Here is an 18,232-nt window from a genome sequence, read left to right on the forward strand (position 1 = left end):
CGTCGAAGCGCGGTAGCGGTGCGTATGGTTTCGTAGGCAACAGGCCTGTACTTCAGACCAAGTCCATTTGGTGCGGGAAAACGCGGAGGGGGGTCCGCCCGGTATCGCCGTTGGGCGAAACTTGACGAAGTCAGCAAAAGGGAGCGCTGCGGCTTCCTTCAATCCTGCGACTTGCAAGCAGTGCCGAACGGAAATTGGGGGCGATTGTAGTGAGGTCGCCCACCATTGACTATGACTTATTGCGCAACAGTCTTTTACAGAATACGTAACAATACTGGTCAAAAAATCAACTTCGCGACAGTTTGTCGCACCCCGTCCAATAGCCCTCAAACCCGCATTGCGCAAGGCCTGAAGCTTGATGCTGATCAATTATTCGACAGGGTTCGCGCCTTCTCTCTCACTGCAATAGACCTGGGTCAAAAAAGAACTTTGGTCTAAGCCTGACGACGGTTGCGGTAGATCCCCAAGGGCACCAGCGCCGCAGTCAGTACGAAAGCCACCAATGCCCATTGCGCGAGCGAAAGCCCCAGGATCGGCGGGTACGGCGTCGAGCAGAAACCGTCGACCTGGAATGCCAGCGGCCACAGCTTGGCCAGCGGCAGGTCGTCGACGATCGGTTGCAGTGTATCGATGCCGCAGCTGACCATCGGGTTGGCGAGTATATACACATGGTTGCCAGCCGCAATGATTCCCCCAACGGCACTGAGCACGACCAGCGCCTCAAAGAAGGTCAGGCTGCGTCGCCCCGGCATGGCAGCGGCCAGGAACGCGAAGATCGCGATGAACAACAGGGCGTAGCGCTGCAGGATGCACAGCGGGCACGGAGCCTCACCCAGCACCACCTGCATGTACAACGCACCGCCGATCAGCGCCAGACAGATCAGGCCCAGTAGCACCAGGAAGCGCCGTTCGCGGTTCAGGCGCGATGAGAGTTCGTTCATAGCCGATTCCTTCGATGGAGAGTGGCAGCGCAGGCTGCCCGACGGGCGCCAAGTCTACACGCTGGATCAAACAGGGAAAGCGTCGAAGAAAGGCATACGCGGCTATCCACCGATGCTCTAGGACCGGATAGGCCGGTTTCGGTTCACTGCTCAGCCTGAAAAAACACCCCAGCCCACGCCTGGGACAAGGGCAAGCCCCTCGACAATCGGAAGTGAAGGATAACCTGATTAATGCAGGATTAAAGATGAAGGAAGGTGTAACCGCGTTCATCTCTTTTGCTATATAGAAGAAGCGGCCTAAACCCTCGCGGTGCACCTAGGCGCACCGCGAGAGGCAGAGCACGTTACACCAAAGCCGCCGCTGGCCCGAAGAATTCATAGCGGCTCTGCCCTGGCGGCACGCCAATCGCCTTCAGGTGGCGCTTGATCGCGGCCATGAAACCCTTCGGCCCGAGGAAGTACACCTGTACATCACGCTCGCGTGGCAGCCACTCGGCCAGCAGTTCCTGATTCAGCACGCCCAGCGCATCGGCATGCTGGCTGCCGTCATCCTCGGCATAACAATAGAAGCGCTTGAGCTGTGGATGCCGCGCCGCCAGTTCATCGACCCAGTCACCGAAAGCGTGCACCGCGCCATTGCGCGCACAATGAATGAAATGCACCGGGCGTGTGGTCTTGAGCGCCGCCTCCAGCATCGCCAGGGTCGGGGTGATGCCCACGCCACCACTGATCAGCACTAGCGGCTTGTCACCGGCCGCCAGGGTGAAGTCACCGGCCGGTGGGAATAGTTGCAGGGTATCGCCCACCTTCAACGCATCATGCAGGTAGTTGGACACCTTGCCTCCCGGCTCGCGCTTGACGCTGATGCGGTACTGCACACCGTCGCACAGCGCCGACAGCGAGTAGTTGCGCCGCTGCTCCTGGCCATCGACGAACAATTGCAGGCCGATGTATTGACCAGGCTCGGCCTTGAGCACGGGTTGGCCGTCGACTGGCGCGAAATAGAACGAGACGATCTCGCAGCTTTCCACCTCGCGGCGCACCAGACGGAATTCGCGGGTGCCGCGCCAACCACCGAGCGCCTGCGCCTTCTGTTGGTAAAGGCTCTCTTCAGCGCCAATGAGGATATCGGCCAACTGGCCGTAGGCGGCGCCCCAGGCGTCGATCACTTCGGGGGTGGCGATGTCCTTGCCCAGCACTTCCTCGATGGCCCGCAACAGGCAACTGCCGACGATCGGGTAGTGCTCGGGCAGGATCTGCAAGGCCACATGCTTGTTGATGATCTGCCCAACCAGCCCACCGAGCTGATCGAGCTGGTCGATGTGCCGGGCGTACATCAACACGCCGTTGGCCAAGGCACGCGGCTGGTCACCACTGGCCTGGTGCGCCTGGTTGAACAGCGGTCGCACCTCGGGGTGCTCGTTGAGCATCATCTTGTAGAAATGCGTGGTCAGCGCCTCGCCACCGCTTTCCAGCAGGGGGACGGTGGCCTTGATGATTGCACGTTGTTCGGCATTTAGCATTGCAACGACTCCTGAGCCTTGGGCTTCGAATGGTTGCCTGAGGTATTTCAGCAATCGTGCCAAGTCAAAACACCAATGAATTCGGGGCCTTGAGCGACAAGGTGTCAAAATGACAAGGCTACAGGTATAGTCATTAAGACCAATAGGAGTCATTATGACTGCAAAGCCCCTGCTCACCGCCCTTCTGCCACTGGTCAGCGACTTGTCCCGCGACCTGCCCGACCAGGAGCGCTATCGCCGGCTACTGCAAGCCATGCGTGGCTTGCTGCCATGCGACGCCGCCGCGCTGCTGCGCCTGGACGGCGAGTGGCTGGTGCCACTGGCGGTAGACGGACTGTCAGCGGACACCCTGGGCAGGCGTTTTCGGATCAGCGAGCATCCGCGTTTCCAGATTTTGCTAAGCCGCCCCGAGCCCACGCGTTTTGCCAGTGACAGTCCGCTGCCAGATCCGTATGACGGCTTGGTCAGCGCAGCGCATGTGGACCTTGAAGTACACGACTGCATGGGCTGCCCGCTGATGGTCGACGAGCGGCCCTGGGGCCTGTTGACCCTCGACGCCCTCAGCCCCGGACAGTTCCAACGTCTGGAGCTGGACGCGCTCCAGGCTTTCGCCAGCCTGGCAGCGGCCACCGTGACCGTGGCCGAGCGCATCGAGCACCTGGCCCTTCGCGTCGAAGACGCGCAACAGCGCGCGGAGGTCTACCGCCAGGCCAGCGGCCAGGACCGCGAACTGATCGGTCAAAGCAAGGCACACAAGCATGTGGTCGAAGAGCTGCGTCTGGTCGCTGGCAGCGACCTGACCGTGCTGATTACCGGCGAGACCGGCGTTGGCAAGGAGCTGGTGGCCCAGGCCCTGCACCGCGCCAGTCAACGTGCCGACAAACCGCTGATCAGCCTGAACTGCGCCGCCCTGCCCGACACCCTGGTGGAGAGCGAGCTGTTCGGCCATGTGCGCGGCGCGTTCACCGGCGCCCACGGCGAACGTCGCGGCAAGTTCGAACTGGCCAACGGCGGCACGTTGTTCCTCGACGAAGTCGGCGAGCTACCCCTACCGGTCCAGGCCAAGCTGTTACGGGTGCTGCAAAGCGGCCAGCTGCAACGCTTGGGCTCGGATCGCGAACACCGGGTAGACGTGCGCCTGATCGCCGCCACCAACCGCGACCTGGCCGAAGAAGTGCGCAGCGGCCGCTTTCGCGCCGACTTCTATCACCGCCTCAGCGTCTACCCATTGCGGGTCCCGCCACTGCGCGAGCGTGGTCGTGACGTGCTGTTGCTGGCCGGCTATTTCCTGGAACAGAACCGCTCGCGCCTGGGGCTGGGAAGCCTGCGGTTATCCGCCGAAGCGCAGCACGCCTTGCAGGCCTACGACTGGCCGGGCAACGTGCGCGAACTGGAACACCTGATCGGGCGCTCGGCACTCAAGGCGCTGGGACAACAGGCGCAGCGCCCAAAAATTCTGACCCTGGAAGCGGCAGACCTGGACCTGCGCAGTACGCCCTCCCCTGTATCGGCGCCCACCGCGCCGCCCTCAACCGCCGCCACATTGCCAACAGGCGGCCTGCGCGAGGCGTTGGATGCTTATCAGCGCCAGGTAGTCCAAGCCTGCCTGCAACGCCATGGCGACAATTGGGCCGCAGCGGCGCGCGAGCTGGGGCTGGATCGCGCCAACCTGAACCGGCTGGCCAAGCGCCTGGGGCTACGCTGAACGGCGCTCGCCTAGCGCGGCCCCGACAGCAGACACGTACGTTGCAGGTGCGGCGCCGACGTCCCCCCGTTACGCTGGGTTACAAACTCATCTAAAGCACCGGCCGCACAGGCCGATAACCCGGCATACTCCCTTTTTCGGTAACGAAGGTCCCCCATGGCCACGCAAAAAGCCCGCGCGGACTCGTTGTCCCTGCTGCTCTTCACCCTGCGCAGCGGCAAGCTGATGGCAATCAACTTGCTCAAGGTCAGCGAGATCATTCCCTGCCCGCCACTGACCAAGCTGCCCGAAGCCCACCCGCACGTCAAAGGCGTCGCCACCCTGCGCGGCAATTCGCTGTCGGTGATCGACCTGTCACGCGCCATCGGCGAAATGCCGCTGGCCGACCCGGACGGCGGCTGCCTGATCGTCACCGAGATCAGCCGCTCGCGCCAGGGTCTGCATGTGCAGGCGGTCAGCCGCATCGTCCATTGCCTGAGCACCGATATCAAGCCGCCACCGTTCGGTTCCGGCAACCGCTCGTTCATCACCGGCGTGACCCGGGTCGACAATACCTTGGTGCAGGTGCTGGACATCGAGAAGGTGATCCACGGCATCGCTCCGCCCCATCACGAACCGCATCCAGGCGAGGTGAACGAAGAAGACGCAAGCCTGCTCGCGGCAGCCAACATCCTGGTGGTCGATGACAGCCAGGTGGCCCTGCAGCAATCGGTGCATACCCTGCGCAACCTGGGCCTGGAATGCCACACCGCGCGCAGCGCCAAGGATGCGATCAACGTGCTGCTGGAGCTGCAAGGCACCGACAAGGAGATCAACATCATTGTCTCGGACATCGAAATGTCCGAAATGGACGGCTTTGCCTTCACTCGTACCCTGCGCGAAACCCCGGATTTCCAGCACCTGTACATCCTCCTGCACACTTCGCTGGACAGCGCCATGAGTGGCGACAAGGCCAAGGAGGCCGGTGCCAACGCCATCCTGACCAAGTTCTCCTCGCCAGAGCTGACCGATTGCCTGGTGGTTGCCGCCAGGGCCGTGGTGTTCGCCGAACGCTGATATATTCAGCGACAAACTCCCTGGCTTGATGCCGGGGAGCGTTCGGGCATAATTCGCACCCCTTGGATGTTCGACGGCGGTGCCGCTCATGAAACTTCTCAGCTCCTGGCTGATGGCTTGCGCGCTGTTCAGCGGCGCAGCCCTCGCCTCCAGCCCGCAAGCCTGGAACGACCAGCGCCAGCACATGCTCAAGGCCTGCCTGAAGGCCAGCCAGTTCAACAATGCGCATGCCCTGGGCAAGCCCGCCGAGTTCGATGACCGGGTTGGCTATAGCGCCTTGCTGATCGAAGGCGTCTACCGGCAGAAGCACATGAACAAGCGCACCGGCACCGAACTGTGCCTGTACGACCACCAGCGCCAGCAGGCCTTCGTTACCGAGTGGAATGCAGGCAAGCCGTGAACCACAGCATCCATTTCAGTTGCACCGGCTGTGGCCGATGCTGCACCGGCCACCATGTTCCCCTCACCCTTGCTGAAACCCACCGCTGGGCGGCGTCCGGCGGGCAAGTGGTGGTGCTCATCGAAGGCTTTATCAGCGATGGCCCCGGGATGCCGCTGGAGCAACGCGAGCATGTGCTACGCCGCTCCCACCCCGTGCGCTGCGGCGACGGCGAACTACAGGTGTCGGTGACCTTCGCCGCGTTCAACCCTGGTCGCTGCCGCAACCTTGACGACGACGACCGCTGCACGATCTATGCGCAGCGGCCACTGGTATGCCGTATCTATCCAGCCGAGATCAACCCGCACCTGCCGCTGCGCCCAGAAAACAAGGACTGCCCAAGCGAAGCCTGGCAGCAGGGGCCGGCGCTGATCCTCGGTGGGCAGTTGCAGGATGCAGGGCTCATCGCGCTGATCGAGGCCTCACGCCGGGCCGACCGTGAAGATATCGCCAGCAAGGTCGCCATCTGCCAGGCACTGGGGATGACCACCAGTGCGCTCAAGGGCAACGGCTTTACCGCCTGGCTACCCGACATGGGCGCCCTGCTTTCGGCGCTGGAGACGCAGACGCAGCCTGTGGATAACGCCACGCAATCGCAGTGGCAAGTACACATGACTGACGAGGCCCTGGCTGCCAGCCTGCACCTGCATGGTGTGCAGACCACCGCCGAAGCACCGGTGTACTACGCCTTTATCGGGTTTTGAGCGCGAACGCCACTAGGGGATACTCACCAGCAACGTGACCCCGGTCGGCTGCATCGCCCGCGCCTGGGCGCCATCGGTGAGCGCAATGACCTGCATGTTCAAGGCAGCGGCCTTGCCACATGCGGGGTCACTGAGATCGTAGCTTAACCGCAGCGTGACCCCGTCGACGCTAATCAAGCGGCCCTGCGCTGGCGGACTGCGCCGCGTAAGGCTAGCGTCGCCGACCTGTAGCGCGCAGGTAGGCTCGACAATGCGGCCGCGGAACTCGATCACGCCTTGGGCCATCGTGTGCAGGACAACACCCGAAAACGTGATGACCACAAGCCAGAGGGTGAACATGAGCTTTTTCATGGTGTGCGCCTTGCCTCGGTGGGTACACCCTCAGCATGCCGCGCATCAGGCGTTAGCCAAATGGCGAAACTGCGCCACATGGCGTCGTCGTTTTCCCATTCAAGATCAGAAAAAGCCGCATCAATGCCTAACTGACAGCCATGACAGCTTGCTGTCACGCTGCCGACCCCCATGACACGCTATAAGAAACCTATCCCCACGCCACCGCGAACATCCCATGACCGCACGCCCGATGCGTTACTTGCCGATCATCCTGGCCGCTGCCGCCCTCTTCGCCGTAGCGGGTTGGCTACTGGACAAACCTGCGGCCCCGAGCACGGCCAGCGCGGGCATTCCGGTACGCGTGGTGGCGGTGGCCCAGCAAGACGTGCCGCGCTACCTGGGCGCTATCGGCTCGGTACTGTCGCTGCACAGCGTCGAAGTGCGACCGCAGGTCGAAGGCGTGCTCACGCAAGTCCTGGTGAAGGAAGGGCAATGGGTGAAACAGGGCGACTTGCTGGCCACCCTCGATGACCGGGCGATCCGCGCCAGCCTTGACCAGGCCCGCGCACAACTCGGCCAGACACAGGCGCAACAGCAAGTGGCCAACGTCAACCTCAAGCGCTACAAGCTGCTGAGCAGCGACGACAGCGTGTCGAAACAGACCCTCGACCAGCAGCAGGCGCTGGTCAATCAGTTGCAGGCAACGCTCAAAGGCGACCAGGCGGCCATCGACAACGCCAGCGTGCAGTTGAGCTACACGCAGATCCGCTCGCCGGTCAGCGGCCGCGTGGGTATTCGCAACGTCGACCCGGGCAACCTGGTGCGCACCAGCGATACCCAGAGCCTGTTCAGCGTCACCCAGATCGACCCGATCGCGGTGGAGTTCTCACTGCCACAGCAGCAGTTACCGACCCTGCAAAACCTGCTAAAGGCCAGTACCCCGGCCCAGGTCGAGGCTTACATGGACGCCGACGGCGAGCGCAGTCTGCTGGGCACGGGGCACCTAGCGCTGATCGACAACCAGGTATCGGCCACCACCGGCACGGTGCGGGTCAAGGCCGAATTCGACAACCAGGACGGCCACCTGTGGCCTGGCCAACTGGTCACCGTGCGCCTGCGCACCGCCGTGGATGAGCACGCCCTGGTGGTGCCGCCGCCGGTGGTGCAGCGCAGTATCGACGGCCACTTCGTCTACCGCCTGGACGGCGACAAGGTCACCAGCGTGCCGGTGAAAGTGCTGTATCAGGACAGCACGCTGAACATCGTCGCGGGGGTCAAGGCAGGCGATTGCCTGGTGCTCGACGGACAATCGCGACTCAAACCGGGCAGCCGGGTGGCCCCAAGCGATGAGGCCGCATGCAGGCCCGCACAGCGTTTGGCCGAGGGTAGTGTGGCCAGTGACCACCTGGAGCCCCAGCCATGAATACCCGCAACGGCATATCGGCCTGGTGCATCGACCACCCCATCGCCACCGTACTGCTGACCTTCGCCCTGGTACTGCTAGGCGCCATCGCCTTCCCGCGCCTGCCGGTGGCACCGCTGCCAGAGGCCGACTTTCCGACCATCCAGGTCACCGCCCAGTTGCCCGGTGCCAGCCCCGAGACCATGGCCTCTTCGGTGGCCACACCGCTGGAGGTGCAGTTCAGCGCCATCCCCGGCATGACCCAGATGACCAGCAGCAGCGCTCTGGGCTCGACCAACCTGACGTTGCAGTTCACCCTCGACAAGAACATCGATACCGCCGCCCAGGAAGTCCAGGCGGCAATCAACACCGCCACCGCGCGCCTGCCGCAGGACATGCCCAGCCCGCCGACCTGGCGCAAGGTCAACCCGGCCGACAGCCCGGTGCTCATCCTCACTGTCAGTTCCGCGCAGATGCCCACCAACGCACTGAGCGACTATGCCGAAACCCTGCTGGCACGCCAGCTCAGTCAGATCGAAGGGGTCGGCCTGATCAACATCACCGGGCAACTGCGCCCGGCCATTCGCGTGCAAGCCCAACCTGAAAAGCTCGCCGCCATCAGCCTCACCTTGGCCGACATCCGCCAGGCCATCCAGCAGACCAGCCTGAACCTGGCCAAGGGCGCGCTGTACGGCGAGCACAGCGTCTCGACCCTCGCCGCCAACGACCAGCTGTTCCATCCCGAGGACTACGCCAAGCTGATCGTCAGCTACCGCAACGGCGCACCGGTACACCTGTCGGATGTGGCCAAGGTGATCGACGGTGCCGAGAACGCCTACGTCAAAGCCTGGTCGGGCGACCAGCCGGGGCTGAACCTGGTGATCTTCCGCCAGCCCGGGGCGAACATCGTCGACACCGTGGACCGGGTACTCGACGCACTGCCACGCCTTCAACAGATGCTGCCAGCCTCGGTCGAGGTGTCGGTGCTGCAGGACCGTACCCAAACTATCCGCGCCTCGCTGCACGAGGTAGAGCTGACCTTGATGATCGCCGTGGCGCTGGTGATCGGGGTAATGGCGCTGTTCCTGCGCCAGTGGTCGGCGACCCTGGTGGTGTCCAGCGTGCTCGGCGTGACGCTGATCGCCAGTTGCGCCCTGATGTACGTGTTCGGCTTCAGCCTCAACAACCTCACACTGGTGGCCATCGTCATCGCCGTGGGCTTTGTGGTGGACGATGCCATCGTCGTGGTGGAAAACATCCACCGCCACCTGGAAGCCGGCGACGACAGCCGTACCGCCGCGCTCAAAGGCGCTGGCGAGATCGGCTTCACCGTGGTCTCGATCAGCGTCTCGCTGATTGCCGCGTTCATTCCGCTGCTGTTCATGGGCGGCGTGGTCGGCCGGCTGTTCAAGGAGTTCGCCCTGACCGCCACGGCGACCATTCTCATCTCGGTGGTGGTATCGCTGACCCTGGCACCAACCCTGTGCGCGCTGTTCATGCGCAAGCCGCCCCAGGAGCCGCACGATGGTTTCGGCCAGCGCCTGCTGCGCGGGTACGAAAAGGGCCTGGACAAAGCCCTGGCGCACCAGCGCACCACCCTCGGTGTGTTCGGCGTGACGCTGGCGCTGGCGGTGGCGGGCTACATCGCGATCCCCAAGGGCTTCTTCCCACTCCAGGACACAGGCTTCATCCTCGGCACCACCGAAGCCGCCGCAGACGTTTCGTACAGTTCGATGATCGAGAAACACCTGGCCCTGGCAAAGATCGTCGGTGCCGACCCGGCAGTGCGTGCCTTCTCGCATTCAGTGGGGGTCACCGGCAGTAACCAGACCATCGCCAACGGCCGCTTCTGGATCTCGCTCAAGCCACGTGGCGAGCGCGATGTGTCGGCCAGCCAATGGATCGACCGCATGCGCCCTAAACTCGCGCAGGTGCCGGGTATCGTCCTGTACATGCGGGCCGGCCAGGACATCAACCTCAGCTCCGGGCCCTCGCGCACTCAGTATCAATACGTGCTCAAGAGCAACGACGGCGTGGCGCTGAACATGTGGACCCAGCGCCTGACCGAGCGCCTGCGCCAGGTCCCGGCGTTGCGCGACCTGTCCAACGACTTGCAACTGGGCGCCAGCGTCACGCGGATCGACATTGACCGCCAGGCTGCGGCACGCTTCGGCCTGACCACCACCGACGTCGACCAGGCGCTATACGACGCATTCGGGCAACGTCAGATCAGCGAGTTCCAGACCGAGACCAACCAGTACAAGGTGATCCTCGAACTGGACGCGCGCCAGCGTGGCAAGGCCGAGAGCCTCAACTACTTCTACCTGCGCTCGCCGCTGTCGGGCGAAATGGTGCCGTTGTCGGCGCTGGCCCACGTCGCCGCGCCCAGCACCGGGCCGCTGTCGATCAGCCACGATGGGCTGTTCCCGGCCGCCAACCTGTCGTTCAACCTGGCCCCTGGCGTGGCCCTGGGCGATGCCGTGCAAATCATAGAACGCACCCAGCGCGAAATGGGCATGCCTGACGCGATCAGTGGCAACTTCCAGGGGGCCGCGCAGGCCTTCCAAAGCTCGCTGTCGAGCCAACCGTACCTGATCCTCGCCGCACTGGTGGCGGTGTACATCATCCTCGGCGTGCTTTACGAAAGCTTCGTACACCCGCTGACCATCATCTCGACCCTGCCGTCGGCAGGCTTGGGCGCGATCATCTTGCTGTGGGCCAGCGGCCAAGGCTTCACCATCATGGGGCTGATCGGCGTGGTACTGCTGATCGGCATCGTCAAGAAAAACGGCATTCTGTTGATCGACTTCGCCCTCGAAGCCCAGCGCAATCAGGCAATGACGCCCGAGCAAGCGATCCGCCAGGCCTGCCTGGTACGTTTGCGGCCGATCATCATGACCACCCTGGCAGCGTTGCTGGGCGCAGTGCCGCTGATGTTCGGCTTCGGCACCGGTGCCGAGTTGCGCCAGCCGTTGGGTATCGCGGTGGTTGGCGGGCTACTGGTCAGCCAGGCGCTGACGCTGTTCACCACCCCGGTCATATACTTGGCCCTGGAGCGCCTGTTCCATCGCCGCCACGCCGCCGCCACGGCCGCGCCGACCGCCAGCTGAGACAAGACCATGCGTGTGCTGATCATCGAAGACGAAGAAAAAACCGCCGATTACCTGCATCGGGGTCTGACCGAGCAAGGCTTCACCGTCGACCTCGCGCGCGACGGCATCGACGGTTTGCACCTGGCACTGGAAGGCGACTACGCGGTGATCGTGCTGGATGTGATGCTGCCGGGCCTGGATGGCTACGGTGTGCTGCGCGCCTTGCGCGCGCGCAAGCAGACCCCGGTGATCATGCTCACCGCCCGCGAGCGGGTCGAGGACCGTATCCACGGCCTGCGCGAAGGCGCCGACGACTACCTGGGCAAGCCGTTCTCGTTCCTCGAACTGGTCGCCCGCCTGCAAGCCTTGACCCGCCGCAGCGCCAGCCACGAACCCTTGCAGGTGCAGATCGGCGATTTGTGGATCGACCTGATGGCGCGCAAGGCCACCCGCGCCGGCCAGCGCCTGGAACTGACGGCCAAGGAGTTCTCGCTGCTCAGCGTACTGGCTCGCCGCCAGGGCGAAATCCTGTCCAAGACCGCGATTGCCGAGTTGGTGTGGGACATCAATTTCGACAGTGACGCCAATGTCGTGGAGGTCGCCATCAAACGCCTGCGCGCCAAGCTCGACGGGCCGTTCGACAACAAGCTGCTGCACACCATCCGAGGCATGGGCTATGTCCTGGAAAACCGCGCCTAGCAAAGGTGCGTCACAGCGGGTGTGTGCTGGCCTGGATGGGATTGGGATTCGATGAGCGTAAAACACCCTTGGCGCGGCAAAACCGGTAACTCCATCGCCTTGCGCCTGTCGCTGCTGTTCGCGCTGGTGGCGCTGGGGGTGTTTGTGCTGATCGGCAGCGCCCTGTATCGCCAGGTGGACCGCAGCCTGGATTTGCTGCCCCAGGCCGAGCTGGACGCACGCTTCAGCGTGCTGGAATCGGCACTCAACCGCTATGGCACCCCCGAGCACTGGGCCAAGATCCGCACCAAGCTCAACCTGCTCAGCGAGGAAGACCGGCGCATCCGCTTCTGGGCGGTGGGCAGCGACCCGACCTACGACTACGGCCACCCCAGCGAGCTGGTACGGGCCTTTGCCGAGGGCCCGCCGGGCATGCGCGACCTGCGCTTACCTGATCGCCCCTACCCTTACAAGGTGCTGGTCAGCGAGCTGCCGGCGCTGGGCGAGCGCCCGCCGCTGCGCTTTCTGATCGGCATCGACACCGAATCGTTCTGGCAGGCCCAGCACAGCCTGCTGGTGGCCATCGTCGGGCTGGCTGCGCTGGGGGTGCTGCTGGCCTCGCTGTTGGGCTACTGGGTCGCACGGATCGGCCTCAAACCCTTGCAGGCGCTGTCGGACGAAGCCCAGCAACTGGCCCTGCCGCGCCTGGAGGGGCGCTTGCAAACTCAGCACCTGGCACCGGAGTTGGCGCAGTTCGCCGACGCCTTCAACGCGACCCTGGCACGGGTCAACCAAGCCTATTCGCAGTTGGAGGCGTTCAACGCCGACGTGGCCCACGAGCTGCGCTCGCCCCTGACCAACCTGATCGGCCAGACCCAGGTGGCCCTGACCCGTGGGCGCAGCGCCGAACACTACTTCGAAGTGTTGCAATCGAACCTGGAGGAGCTGGAGCGCCTGCGCAGCATCATCAACGACATGCTGTTCCTGGCCAGCGCTGACCAGGGCAGCAAGGCCACGGCCCTGACCCGCGCGTCGCTGGCCGAAGAGGTCGCCACCACCCTCGATTACCTCGATTACATCCTGGAAGACGCGCAAGTGCAGGTCCGTGTCAGCGGCGATGCCCAGGCGCAGATCGAAAAGGCGCAACTGCGCCGGGCTCTGATCAACCTGTTGAACAACGCCGTGCAGCACACCGCGCCCAATGCCGTGATCCAGGTGCACATTCAGGCTGACGAGCAGCAGGTGAGCATTGCCGTGACCAACCCCGGGCCTGGCATCGCCGACGAGCACCTGCCGTTGCTGTTCGAGCGGTTCTACCGGGTCGATGCAGCTCGCGCCAACAGCAGCGGCAACAACCACGGCCTAGGCCTGGCGATCGTCAAGGCCATCGCGCTGATGCACGGCGGCACGGTGTTCGTGCGCAGCCAGGGTGGTGCAAACACCTTCGGCATCCGCCTGCCGAGCGTCAACGACGCAGGTTTGCGGTAAAAACTCAAGGAACTTCCTTGGGATAGTTACTTTTTTCGCAACAGTGCTTATCCAAACAGCCTCTGTTTCCCACGCCCTTGGAGGACTAACTTTAGCCCTGTCTCCATTAGCACTTGCCCCGCAAGAAGGTTGTATCAAATGTCCAACAGTATGGGTTTTGCCAGCGTATTCGTCCTGTCGTCCCTGTTGTTGTCGCCCCTGGCCATGGCCGAAGAATCCCAGGCTTTCGTGGCCCGTAATGCAGCACTTACCGAAGTGCATCAAGAGGCTCGCGAAGCCTTCGCCGCGCAGCACTCCGGCGCCGTGAAAGACGCACAGCAGACAGCTTCAAAAGTTCAAGCAGGCGATAATGCCGACAGCTGATCGACTGCTCCGGCGTTTCCAGTTTTCCCTTGGCTACGCCATGGGCACCGCCCATGTTGATATGTTAGCCTTTCAAAGCCGCTGCTAATCAGCGGCTTTTTTATGTGCAGGAAATATCAGCCAGGTTGTTACGTCTCACTATAAGAAACTTGCAATCCCGACAATAAAAACTGCCCCACCGCCAGACCAAAGGAGCTTGTCCCGGTGCCTTACGCGTTCCGTTTTACCCCGTTGTTCGTTGCATTGGCTGCAACGATGCCTTACGCCGCCCAGGCCGATGAAGACAAGGCTGATGGCTTCATCGAAGGTTCGACCCTCAACCTGCATTTTCGTAATGCCTACTTCAATCGCAACGAGCGCAACACTGACGTGCGTGACAAGCGCGAGTGGGGCCAGGGCGCCGTGGCGCGCTTCGAGTCCGGCTACACGCCCGGGGTGATCGGTTTGGGCCTTGACGCCCACGCCATGCTCGGCCTGAAGCTCGACGGCGGCGACGGCCATGCGGGCACCTCGATCCTGCCCAGCGAGCCGGGCGACAAGTCGCGCCACGCGTTCTCCACCGCTGGCGGCGCCATCAAGCTCAAGGGCTTCGATACCGAACTCAAGGCCGGTGACCTGTTCCTCACCAACCCGGTAATCGCCGGTGGCGAGACGCGCATGCTGCCGCAGACCTTCCGCGGCTTCGCCCTGAGCAACACCAGCATCGACGGGCTGATGCTCGAAGGTGGCCAGGTCAGCTTCACCAAGCCTTACAACCAGAGCGGCCATCGCCGCATCGACACCTACTACGGCGACCTGCAGGGCGAGAAGAGCAAGCACCTGAACTGGGCCGGCGCGTCGTGGAGCGGGACCGAGAACGTCACCGCCAACCTGTATGCCGCCGAGCTGAAGGACATCTGGAACCAGTACTACGCCGATTTCGACTACACCTACGTGGTCAACGACCTGATCAGCCTCAACCCTGGCGTGCACTTCTATCACACCCAGGACACCGGCCAGTCGCTGCTCGGCAAGATCGACAACAACACCTACAGCGTGCACTTCACCGTGGCCGCAGGTCATCACAGCGTCACCGCCGCCTACCAGCGGGTCAACGGCAACACGCCGTTCGACTACATCAACCTGGGTGACAGCATCTACCTGGACAACTCGCGCATGTACTCGGACTTCAACGCACCCAACGAGCGTTCGTGGAAGCTGCAATACGACTACGACTTCGCCGGCCTCGGCGTGCCAGGGCTGACCAGCTCGGTCTCGTACTCGCGCGGTGAAGCCGACCTGACCAAGGCCACACAAGATCTCAGCCACTACGCGTACTACAACCCCGAAGGCAAGAACGCCAAGCACTGGGAGCGTGACCTGGACGTGAAATACGTGTTCCAGCAAGGCGATCTGAAAGACCTGTCGGTGCTGGTGCGCTACGCCACTCATCGCGCCGGCCAAGGCTACTCGGAGGTCGACGACAACGACGAAATCCGCGTGATCGTGGATTACCCGTTGAACGTCTTCTAACCTGAAGCCGCGAGCCAGAGGCCTTGCGGGGCACGTCCGAACCCAACGTTGGTGCCATTGACCACGACGCTGCGGGCGCGCCCCGTGCACCTTTCCGCCAGACGGAAACGCATATTTCTTGTTCGACAATCCGACGTTCCCTAGAATACCGCCGCCGCGTAATGGCCCACCCCCAAGATCCAGGGGGCTTATGCAGTAGCGAGCATGACGTCACTGATCCGATTACCAAGCACCGCCCTGTACAAGTCACACCCTGAACGGGTCCTAAACCTGGGCAGTTGCCTGGCTGTGCTCGCCATCGTCGCTATCGTCGGCTACCTGCTGGCACGCGAACGGGACAGCGTCGAGCAATCAGCCATTCGTGCCTCGCGCAATATCGTTCAGTTGATCGAAAGCGACATCCTGCGCAACGTCGAACTCTACGATCAGTCGCTCAAAGCCGTGATCTGGGCCGTGCAGCACCCTGAGCTACTGCAGGTCGCCCCCAAGCTGCGCCAGCAGATTCTGTTCAACCAGGCCTTTTCCACCCCCATACGCGGTGACATCCTCTGGCTCGACGCCAAGGGTGATGTGGTGGGCGACTCCACCAGCGCAGTGCCACGCCAAGCCAACTTCGCCGACACCGCGCCCTTCCAGGCCCATCGCGACAGTCCAGGGCTGGGCCTGCTGATCAGCCCGCCGTTCAAGGCGCGCCTGGGGAACCTGGACTGGTGCATCAGCTTCAGCCGACGCATTTCCGGGCATAACGGCGAGTTCATGGGCCTGGCCGCCGGCGCCTTACGGCTGTCGTACTTCAACCAGCTGTTCCAGCGCCTGGACATCGGCGACGACAGCAGTATCAACCTGCTCAATACCGACGGCCAATTGCTGGCGCGCCAGCCAACCCGCCCGCAAGACCCGCTGATCGGGACCAACTTCGCCGACTACCCCAACTTCAAGCGCATCCTGGGCGAACACGCCGGCAGCTTCTCAGCCCGTTCGGCCCTGTATGGCACCCAACGCATCTACACCTTCGCGCGGGTGGCGGACCTGCCGCTGATCGTGCTGGTGGTCCATTCGGCCGACGAGGTGTACAAGCCTTGGCGACGCACCGCGCTGCTGGTGAGCGTGGCCACTGGGGTACTGTGCCTGGGCATTCTGTGGCTGACCGTGCTACTGGGCCGTGAGCTGCGCCGACGCCACGACGCCGAACAAGGCCTGGCGACCCTGGCAGCCACCGACAGCCTCACTGGGCTGGCCAACCGGCGTCGGCTCGATCAAGCCCTGCGCCTGGAATGGAGTCGCGCCCAGCGCAACCGCAAGCCGCTGTCGGTACTGATGGTGGATGTGGATCACTTCAAAGCGTTCAACCAGCGCCATGGGCATGCCGGTGGCGACCATGTACTGCGCGAGGTGGCCAAGACGATCGAGCGCTGTATCCGTCGTCCGGCGGACTTGGCGGCGCGCTATGGCGGCGAGGAATTTCAGGTGGTGCTACCGGAAACCGAGCTGGCTGGTGCCCTGCTGCTGGCCGAGCGCATCCGGTCGAGCGTCGAGAGCATGCCGCCGTTCCACGGTGATGAGCGCTCGGTTACCGTCAGCGTGGGGATCGGCCTGCACGTACCCGGCACCCAGCAAGACCTCACTGGTCTGCTGGGTGCCGCGGACGAAGCGCTCTACCGGGCTAAGGCCAAGGGCCGCAACCGGGTCGAGGGGCCTGCGGATTAAGAACGCGCGCGAGCAGCGTTACGCAGCGCCTTGACCTGGTCATGGTTGCGCTGCACGCCCTGCAGCTGCTTCTCGACAAGTTGGTAGGTCGGGTCGCTGGCGCTACGGCCCAGCTTCACCAGCTTCTCACGCCCTTCCTTGTAGGCCTTCAGCGCGTGGTCTTCACCGCGCTCCACCTCATTGAGCACCGCTTCTTCATCCTTGCCGGTGACCAACGACTTGAGGTTGACCCAACCACGGTGCAGGTCGCCGCTGATGCTGGTGCTGGTTTCCGGGTCGCCACCCAGGCGACGTACTTCGCTCTGCAACTCGCCGGCAGCGTTGGCGCATTCACCGGCGCGTTGCACGAAGAACGCCTTGAGCTCAGGGTTCTTCACGTCGTCGGCAGACGACTTGAAACCCTTCTCGCCGTCCTTGCTGTACTCGATCAGGTCGTTGAGAACATCGATCACGTCTTTGTTGGGATTGCTCATGGGTAAAACTCCTTGGCAGATGGAAGTCAACAGTACTGGAGCATCCTCCGTGCCAAGCTTGACGATAAAAAATAAACCTTATAAATCAATAAGTTAAAAACAATAACCAGCCCTGCCTAGCCTGCGTTCTGCATGATCGCCGCTTGGGCCTTCGTGCAGATTGCAGTATGGTCGGCGCATCACTTGCGACAGGCCAAGCCCACGATGAAACCTGAGTCCCTGCAACTGCTGGTCACCCGCAGCATGCCATTTGGCAAGTACCAAGGCCGGCTGATCGCCGACCTGCCCGGCGATTACCTGGCCTGGTTCGCGCGCAAGGGGTTTCCGCCTGGCGAGCTGGGCGGCTTGCTGGCATTGATGCACGAGATCGACCACAACGGACTGGGGGATCTGCTCAAGCCGTTGCGCGGCAAGGGTCGCAGTTGAACGCGTAGGCCTTCTGTAGGAGCGGCCTCGCGCCGCGAAAGGGCTGCAAAGCAGCCCCGGCAATCGCGCATGAAGCTCAGATCCCGGGGCTGCTGCGCAGCCCGTTCGCGGCGCAAGGCCGCTCTCATAGAACTACACATAACTTGTTGATTGAGAAGGAATCTGTGGGAGCGGGCTTGCCCGCGAACACCGGCGAAGCCGGTGCCATACACCGAGTCGCCTGTTTCGCGGGTAAACCCGCTCCCACAGGGTACGCAGCGCGCTTGCGAAATCAGTTCTCTGCGCGACAGCGCAGCCCAAAGGGCTGGGTGATCTCCTATAGAACTGCACATAACTTGTTGATTTAGCGGGGACCTGTGGGAGCGGGTGTACCCGCGAACACCGGCGAAG

General features: G+C 63.1%; 16 protein-coding genes. 12 read left to right on the plus strand and 4 right to left on the minus strand.

The annotated features are described in order from the left end of the window. Positions 1–434: 434 nt before the first annotated feature. Both FEM01_RS08240 and hmpA read right to left on the minus strand, forming a co-directional pair. Entirely contained in the window at positions 435–941 is a 507-nt protein-coding gene (locus FEM01_RS08240; RefSeq protein ID WP_138218935.1) for a disulfide bond formation protein B, read from the minus strand. Between the two features lie 344 nt (positions 942–1,285). After that, positions 1,286–2,464, minus strand: a complete 1,179-nt coding sequence (hmpA, locus tag FEM01_RS08245; protein ID WP_138218936.1) for an NO-inducible flavohemoprotein — start codon at positions 2,462–2,464, stop codon at positions 1,286–1,288. 154 nt (positions 2,465–2,618) lie between these two features. On the opposite strand from hmpA, the gene norR reads away from it, so the two are divergent. The 4 genes from norR (at position 2,619) to FEM01_RS08265 (ending at position 6,368) form a co-directional block, all read left to right on the plus strand. Then, entirely contained in the window at positions 2,619–4,169 is a 1,551-nt protein-coding gene (norR, locus tag FEM01_RS08250) for a nitric oxide reductase transcriptional regulator NorR (RefSeq protein WP_138218937.1), read from the plus strand. 156 nt (positions 4,170–4,325) lie between these two features. Next, positions 4,326–5,225: a chemotaxis protein gene (locus tag FEM01_RS08255; protein WP_138218938.1), complete on the plus strand. Its 900-nt coding sequence runs from the start codon at positions 4,326–4,328 to the stop codon at positions 5,223–5,225. A gap of 88 nt (positions 5,226–5,313) precedes the next feature. Beyond that, entirely contained in the window at positions 5,314–5,625 is a 312-nt protein-coding gene (locus tag FEM01_RS08260) for a hypothetical protein (protein ID WP_138218939.1), read from the plus strand. After that, entirely contained in the window at positions 5,622–6,368 is a 747-nt protein-coding gene (locus tag FEM01_RS08265; protein WP_138218940.1) for a YkgJ family cysteine cluster protein, read from the plus strand. The genes FEM01_RS08260 and FEM01_RS08265 overlap by 4 nt, the downstream gene beginning before the upstream one ends. 12 nt (positions 6,369–6,380) lie before the next feature. Here the strand turns inward: FEM01_RS08265 and FEM01_RS08270 are convergent, their stop codons facing one another. Next, positions 6,381–6,719, minus strand: a complete 339-nt coding sequence (locus FEM01_RS08270) for a type 1 fimbrial protein (RefSeq protein WP_138218941.1) — start codon at positions 6,717–6,719, stop codon at positions 6,381–6,383. Between the two features lie 217 nt (positions 6,720–6,936). Here FEM01_RS08270 and FEM01_RS08275 point away from each other — a divergent pair, with 217 nt between their 5' ends. From FEM01_RS08275 to FEM01_RS08305, 7 genes are all read left to right on the plus strand, one after another. Further along, a complete protein-coding gene (locus FEM01_RS08275) occupies positions 6,937–8,124 on the plus strand; it encodes an efflux RND transporter periplasmic adaptor subunit (RefSeq protein WP_138218942.1) in 1,188 nt (395 codons plus the stop codon). Continuing rightward, on the plus strand, positions 8,121–11,213 hold the full coding sequence (locus FEM01_RS08280) for a multidrug efflux RND transporter permease subunit (protein ID WP_138218943.1): 3,093 nt from the start codon (positions 8,121–8,123) through the stop codon (positions 11,211–11,213). Before FEM01_RS08275 ends, FEM01_RS08280 begins: the two co-directional genes overlap by 4 nt. A 9-nt stretch (positions 11,214–11,222) precedes the next feature. Beyond that, entirely contained in the window at positions 11,223–11,894 is a 672-nt protein-coding gene (locus tag FEM01_RS08285) for a heavy metal response regulator transcription factor (protein ID WP_138218944.1), read from the plus strand. Positions 11,895–11,945: 51 nt separating this feature from the next. Next, a complete protein-coding gene (locus FEM01_RS08290; RefSeq protein WP_138218945.1) occupies positions 11,946–13,361 on the plus strand; it encodes a heavy metal sensor histidine kinase in 1,416 nt (471 codons plus the stop codon). A 138-nt stretch (positions 13,362–13,499) separates the two neighbouring features. After that, positions 13,500–13,724 (plus strand): hypothetical protein, encoded by a 225-nt coding sequence (locus tag FEM01_RS08295; RefSeq protein ID WP_138218946.1) that lies wholly within the window; start codon positions 13,500–13,502, stop codon positions 13,722–13,724. 204 nt (positions 13,725–13,928) lie between these two features. Continuing rightward, positions 13,929–15,236 (plus strand): OprD family porin, encoded by a 1,308-nt coding sequence (locus FEM01_RS08300; protein ID WP_138218947.1) that lies wholly within the window; start codon positions 13,929–13,931, stop codon positions 15,234–15,236. Positions 15,237–15,440: 204 nt separating this feature from the next. Then, a complete protein-coding gene (locus FEM01_RS08305) occupies positions 15,441–16,943 on the plus strand; it encodes a sensor domain-containing diguanylate cyclase (RefSeq protein WP_138218948.1) in 1,503 nt (500 codons plus the stop codon). On the opposite strand, the gene FEM01_RS08310 is transcribed toward FEM01_RS08305, so the two are convergent. After that, positions 16,940–17,416 (minus strand): ferritin-like domain-containing protein, encoded by a 477-nt coding sequence (locus FEM01_RS08310; RefSeq protein WP_138218949.1) that lies wholly within the window; start codon positions 17,414–17,416, stop codon positions 16,940–16,942. The genes FEM01_RS08305 and FEM01_RS08310 overlap by 4 nt on opposite strands. Positions 17,417–17,620: 204 nt before the next feature. On the opposite strand from FEM01_RS08310, the gene FEM01_RS08315 reads away from it, so the two are divergent. Further along, positions 17,621–17,842 carry a DUF3820 family protein gene (locus FEM01_RS08315; protein ID WP_138218950.1) on the plus strand — a complete coding sequence of 74 codons (222 nt, stop codon included), beginning with the start codon at positions 17,621–17,623 and terminating at the stop codon, positions 17,840–17,842. The last annotated feature ends 390 nt before the right edge of the window (positions 17,843–18,232 follow it).

This window comes from Pseudomonas mosselii, assembly GCF_005796105.1.
Lineage (GTDB): Bacteria > Pseudomonadota > Gammaproteobacteria > Pseudomonadales > Pseudomonadaceae > Aquipseudomonas > Aquipseudomonas mosselii_C.

What these genes read in the sequence shown, in the direction of transcription:
- FEM01_RS08240 (WP_138218935.1), bottom strand. Translation starts at nt 941, where the DNA reads ATGAACGAACTCTCATCGCGCCTGAACCGCGAACGGCGCTTCCTGGTG.
- hmpA (WP_138218936.1), bottom strand. Translation starts at nt 2,464, where the DNA reads ATGCTAAATGCCGAACAACGTGCAATCATCAAGGCCACCGTCCCCCTG.
- norR (WP_138218937.1), top strand. Translation starts at nt 2,619, where the DNA reads ATGACTGCAAAGCCCCTGCTCACCGCCCTTCTGCCACTGGTCAGCGAC.
- FEM01_RS08255 (WP_138218938.1), top strand. Translation starts at nt 4,326, where the DNA reads ATGGCCACGCAAAAAGCCCGCGCGGACTCGTTGTCCCTGCTGCTCTTC.
- FEM01_RS08260 (WP_138218939.1), top strand. Translation starts at nt 5,314, where the DNA reads ATGAAACTTCTCAGCTCCTGGCTGATGGCTTGCGCGCTGTTCAGCGGC.
- FEM01_RS08270 (WP_138218941.1), bottom strand. Translation starts at nt 6,719, where the DNA reads ATGAAAAAGCTCATGTTCACCCTCTGGCTTGTGGTCATCACGTTTTCG.
- FEM01_RS08275 (WP_138218942.1), top strand. Translation starts at nt 6,937, where the DNA reads ATGACCGCACGCCCGATGCGTTACTTGCCGATCATCCTGGCCGCTGCC.
- FEM01_RS08280 (WP_138218943.1), top strand. Translation starts at nt 8,121, where the DNA reads ATGAATACCCGCAACGGCATATCGGCCTGGTGCATCGACCACCCCATC.
- FEM01_RS08285 (WP_138218944.1), top strand. Translation starts at nt 11,223, where the DNA reads ATGCGTGTGCTGATCATCGAAGACGAAGAAAAAACCGCCGATTACCTG.
- FEM01_RS08290 (WP_138218945.1), top strand. Translation starts at nt 11,946, where the DNA reads ATGAGCGTAAAACACCCTTGGCGCGGCAAAACCGGTAACTCCATCGCC.
- FEM01_RS08295 (WP_138218946.1), top strand. Translation starts at nt 13,500, where the DNA reads ATGTCCAACAGTATGGGTTTTGCCAGCGTATTCGTCCTGTCGTCCCTG.
- FEM01_RS08305 (WP_138218948.1), top strand. Translation starts at nt 15,441, where the DNA reads ATGACGTCACTGATCCGATTACCAAGCACCGCCCTGTACAAGTCACAC.
- FEM01_RS08310 (WP_138218949.1), bottom strand. Translation starts at nt 17,416, where the DNA reads ATGAGCAATCCCAACAAAGACGTGATCGATGTTCTCAACGACCTGATC.
- FEM01_RS08315 (WP_138218950.1), top strand. Translation starts at nt 17,621, where the DNA reads ATGAAACCTGAGTCCCTGCAACTGCTGGTCACCCGCAGCATGCCATTT.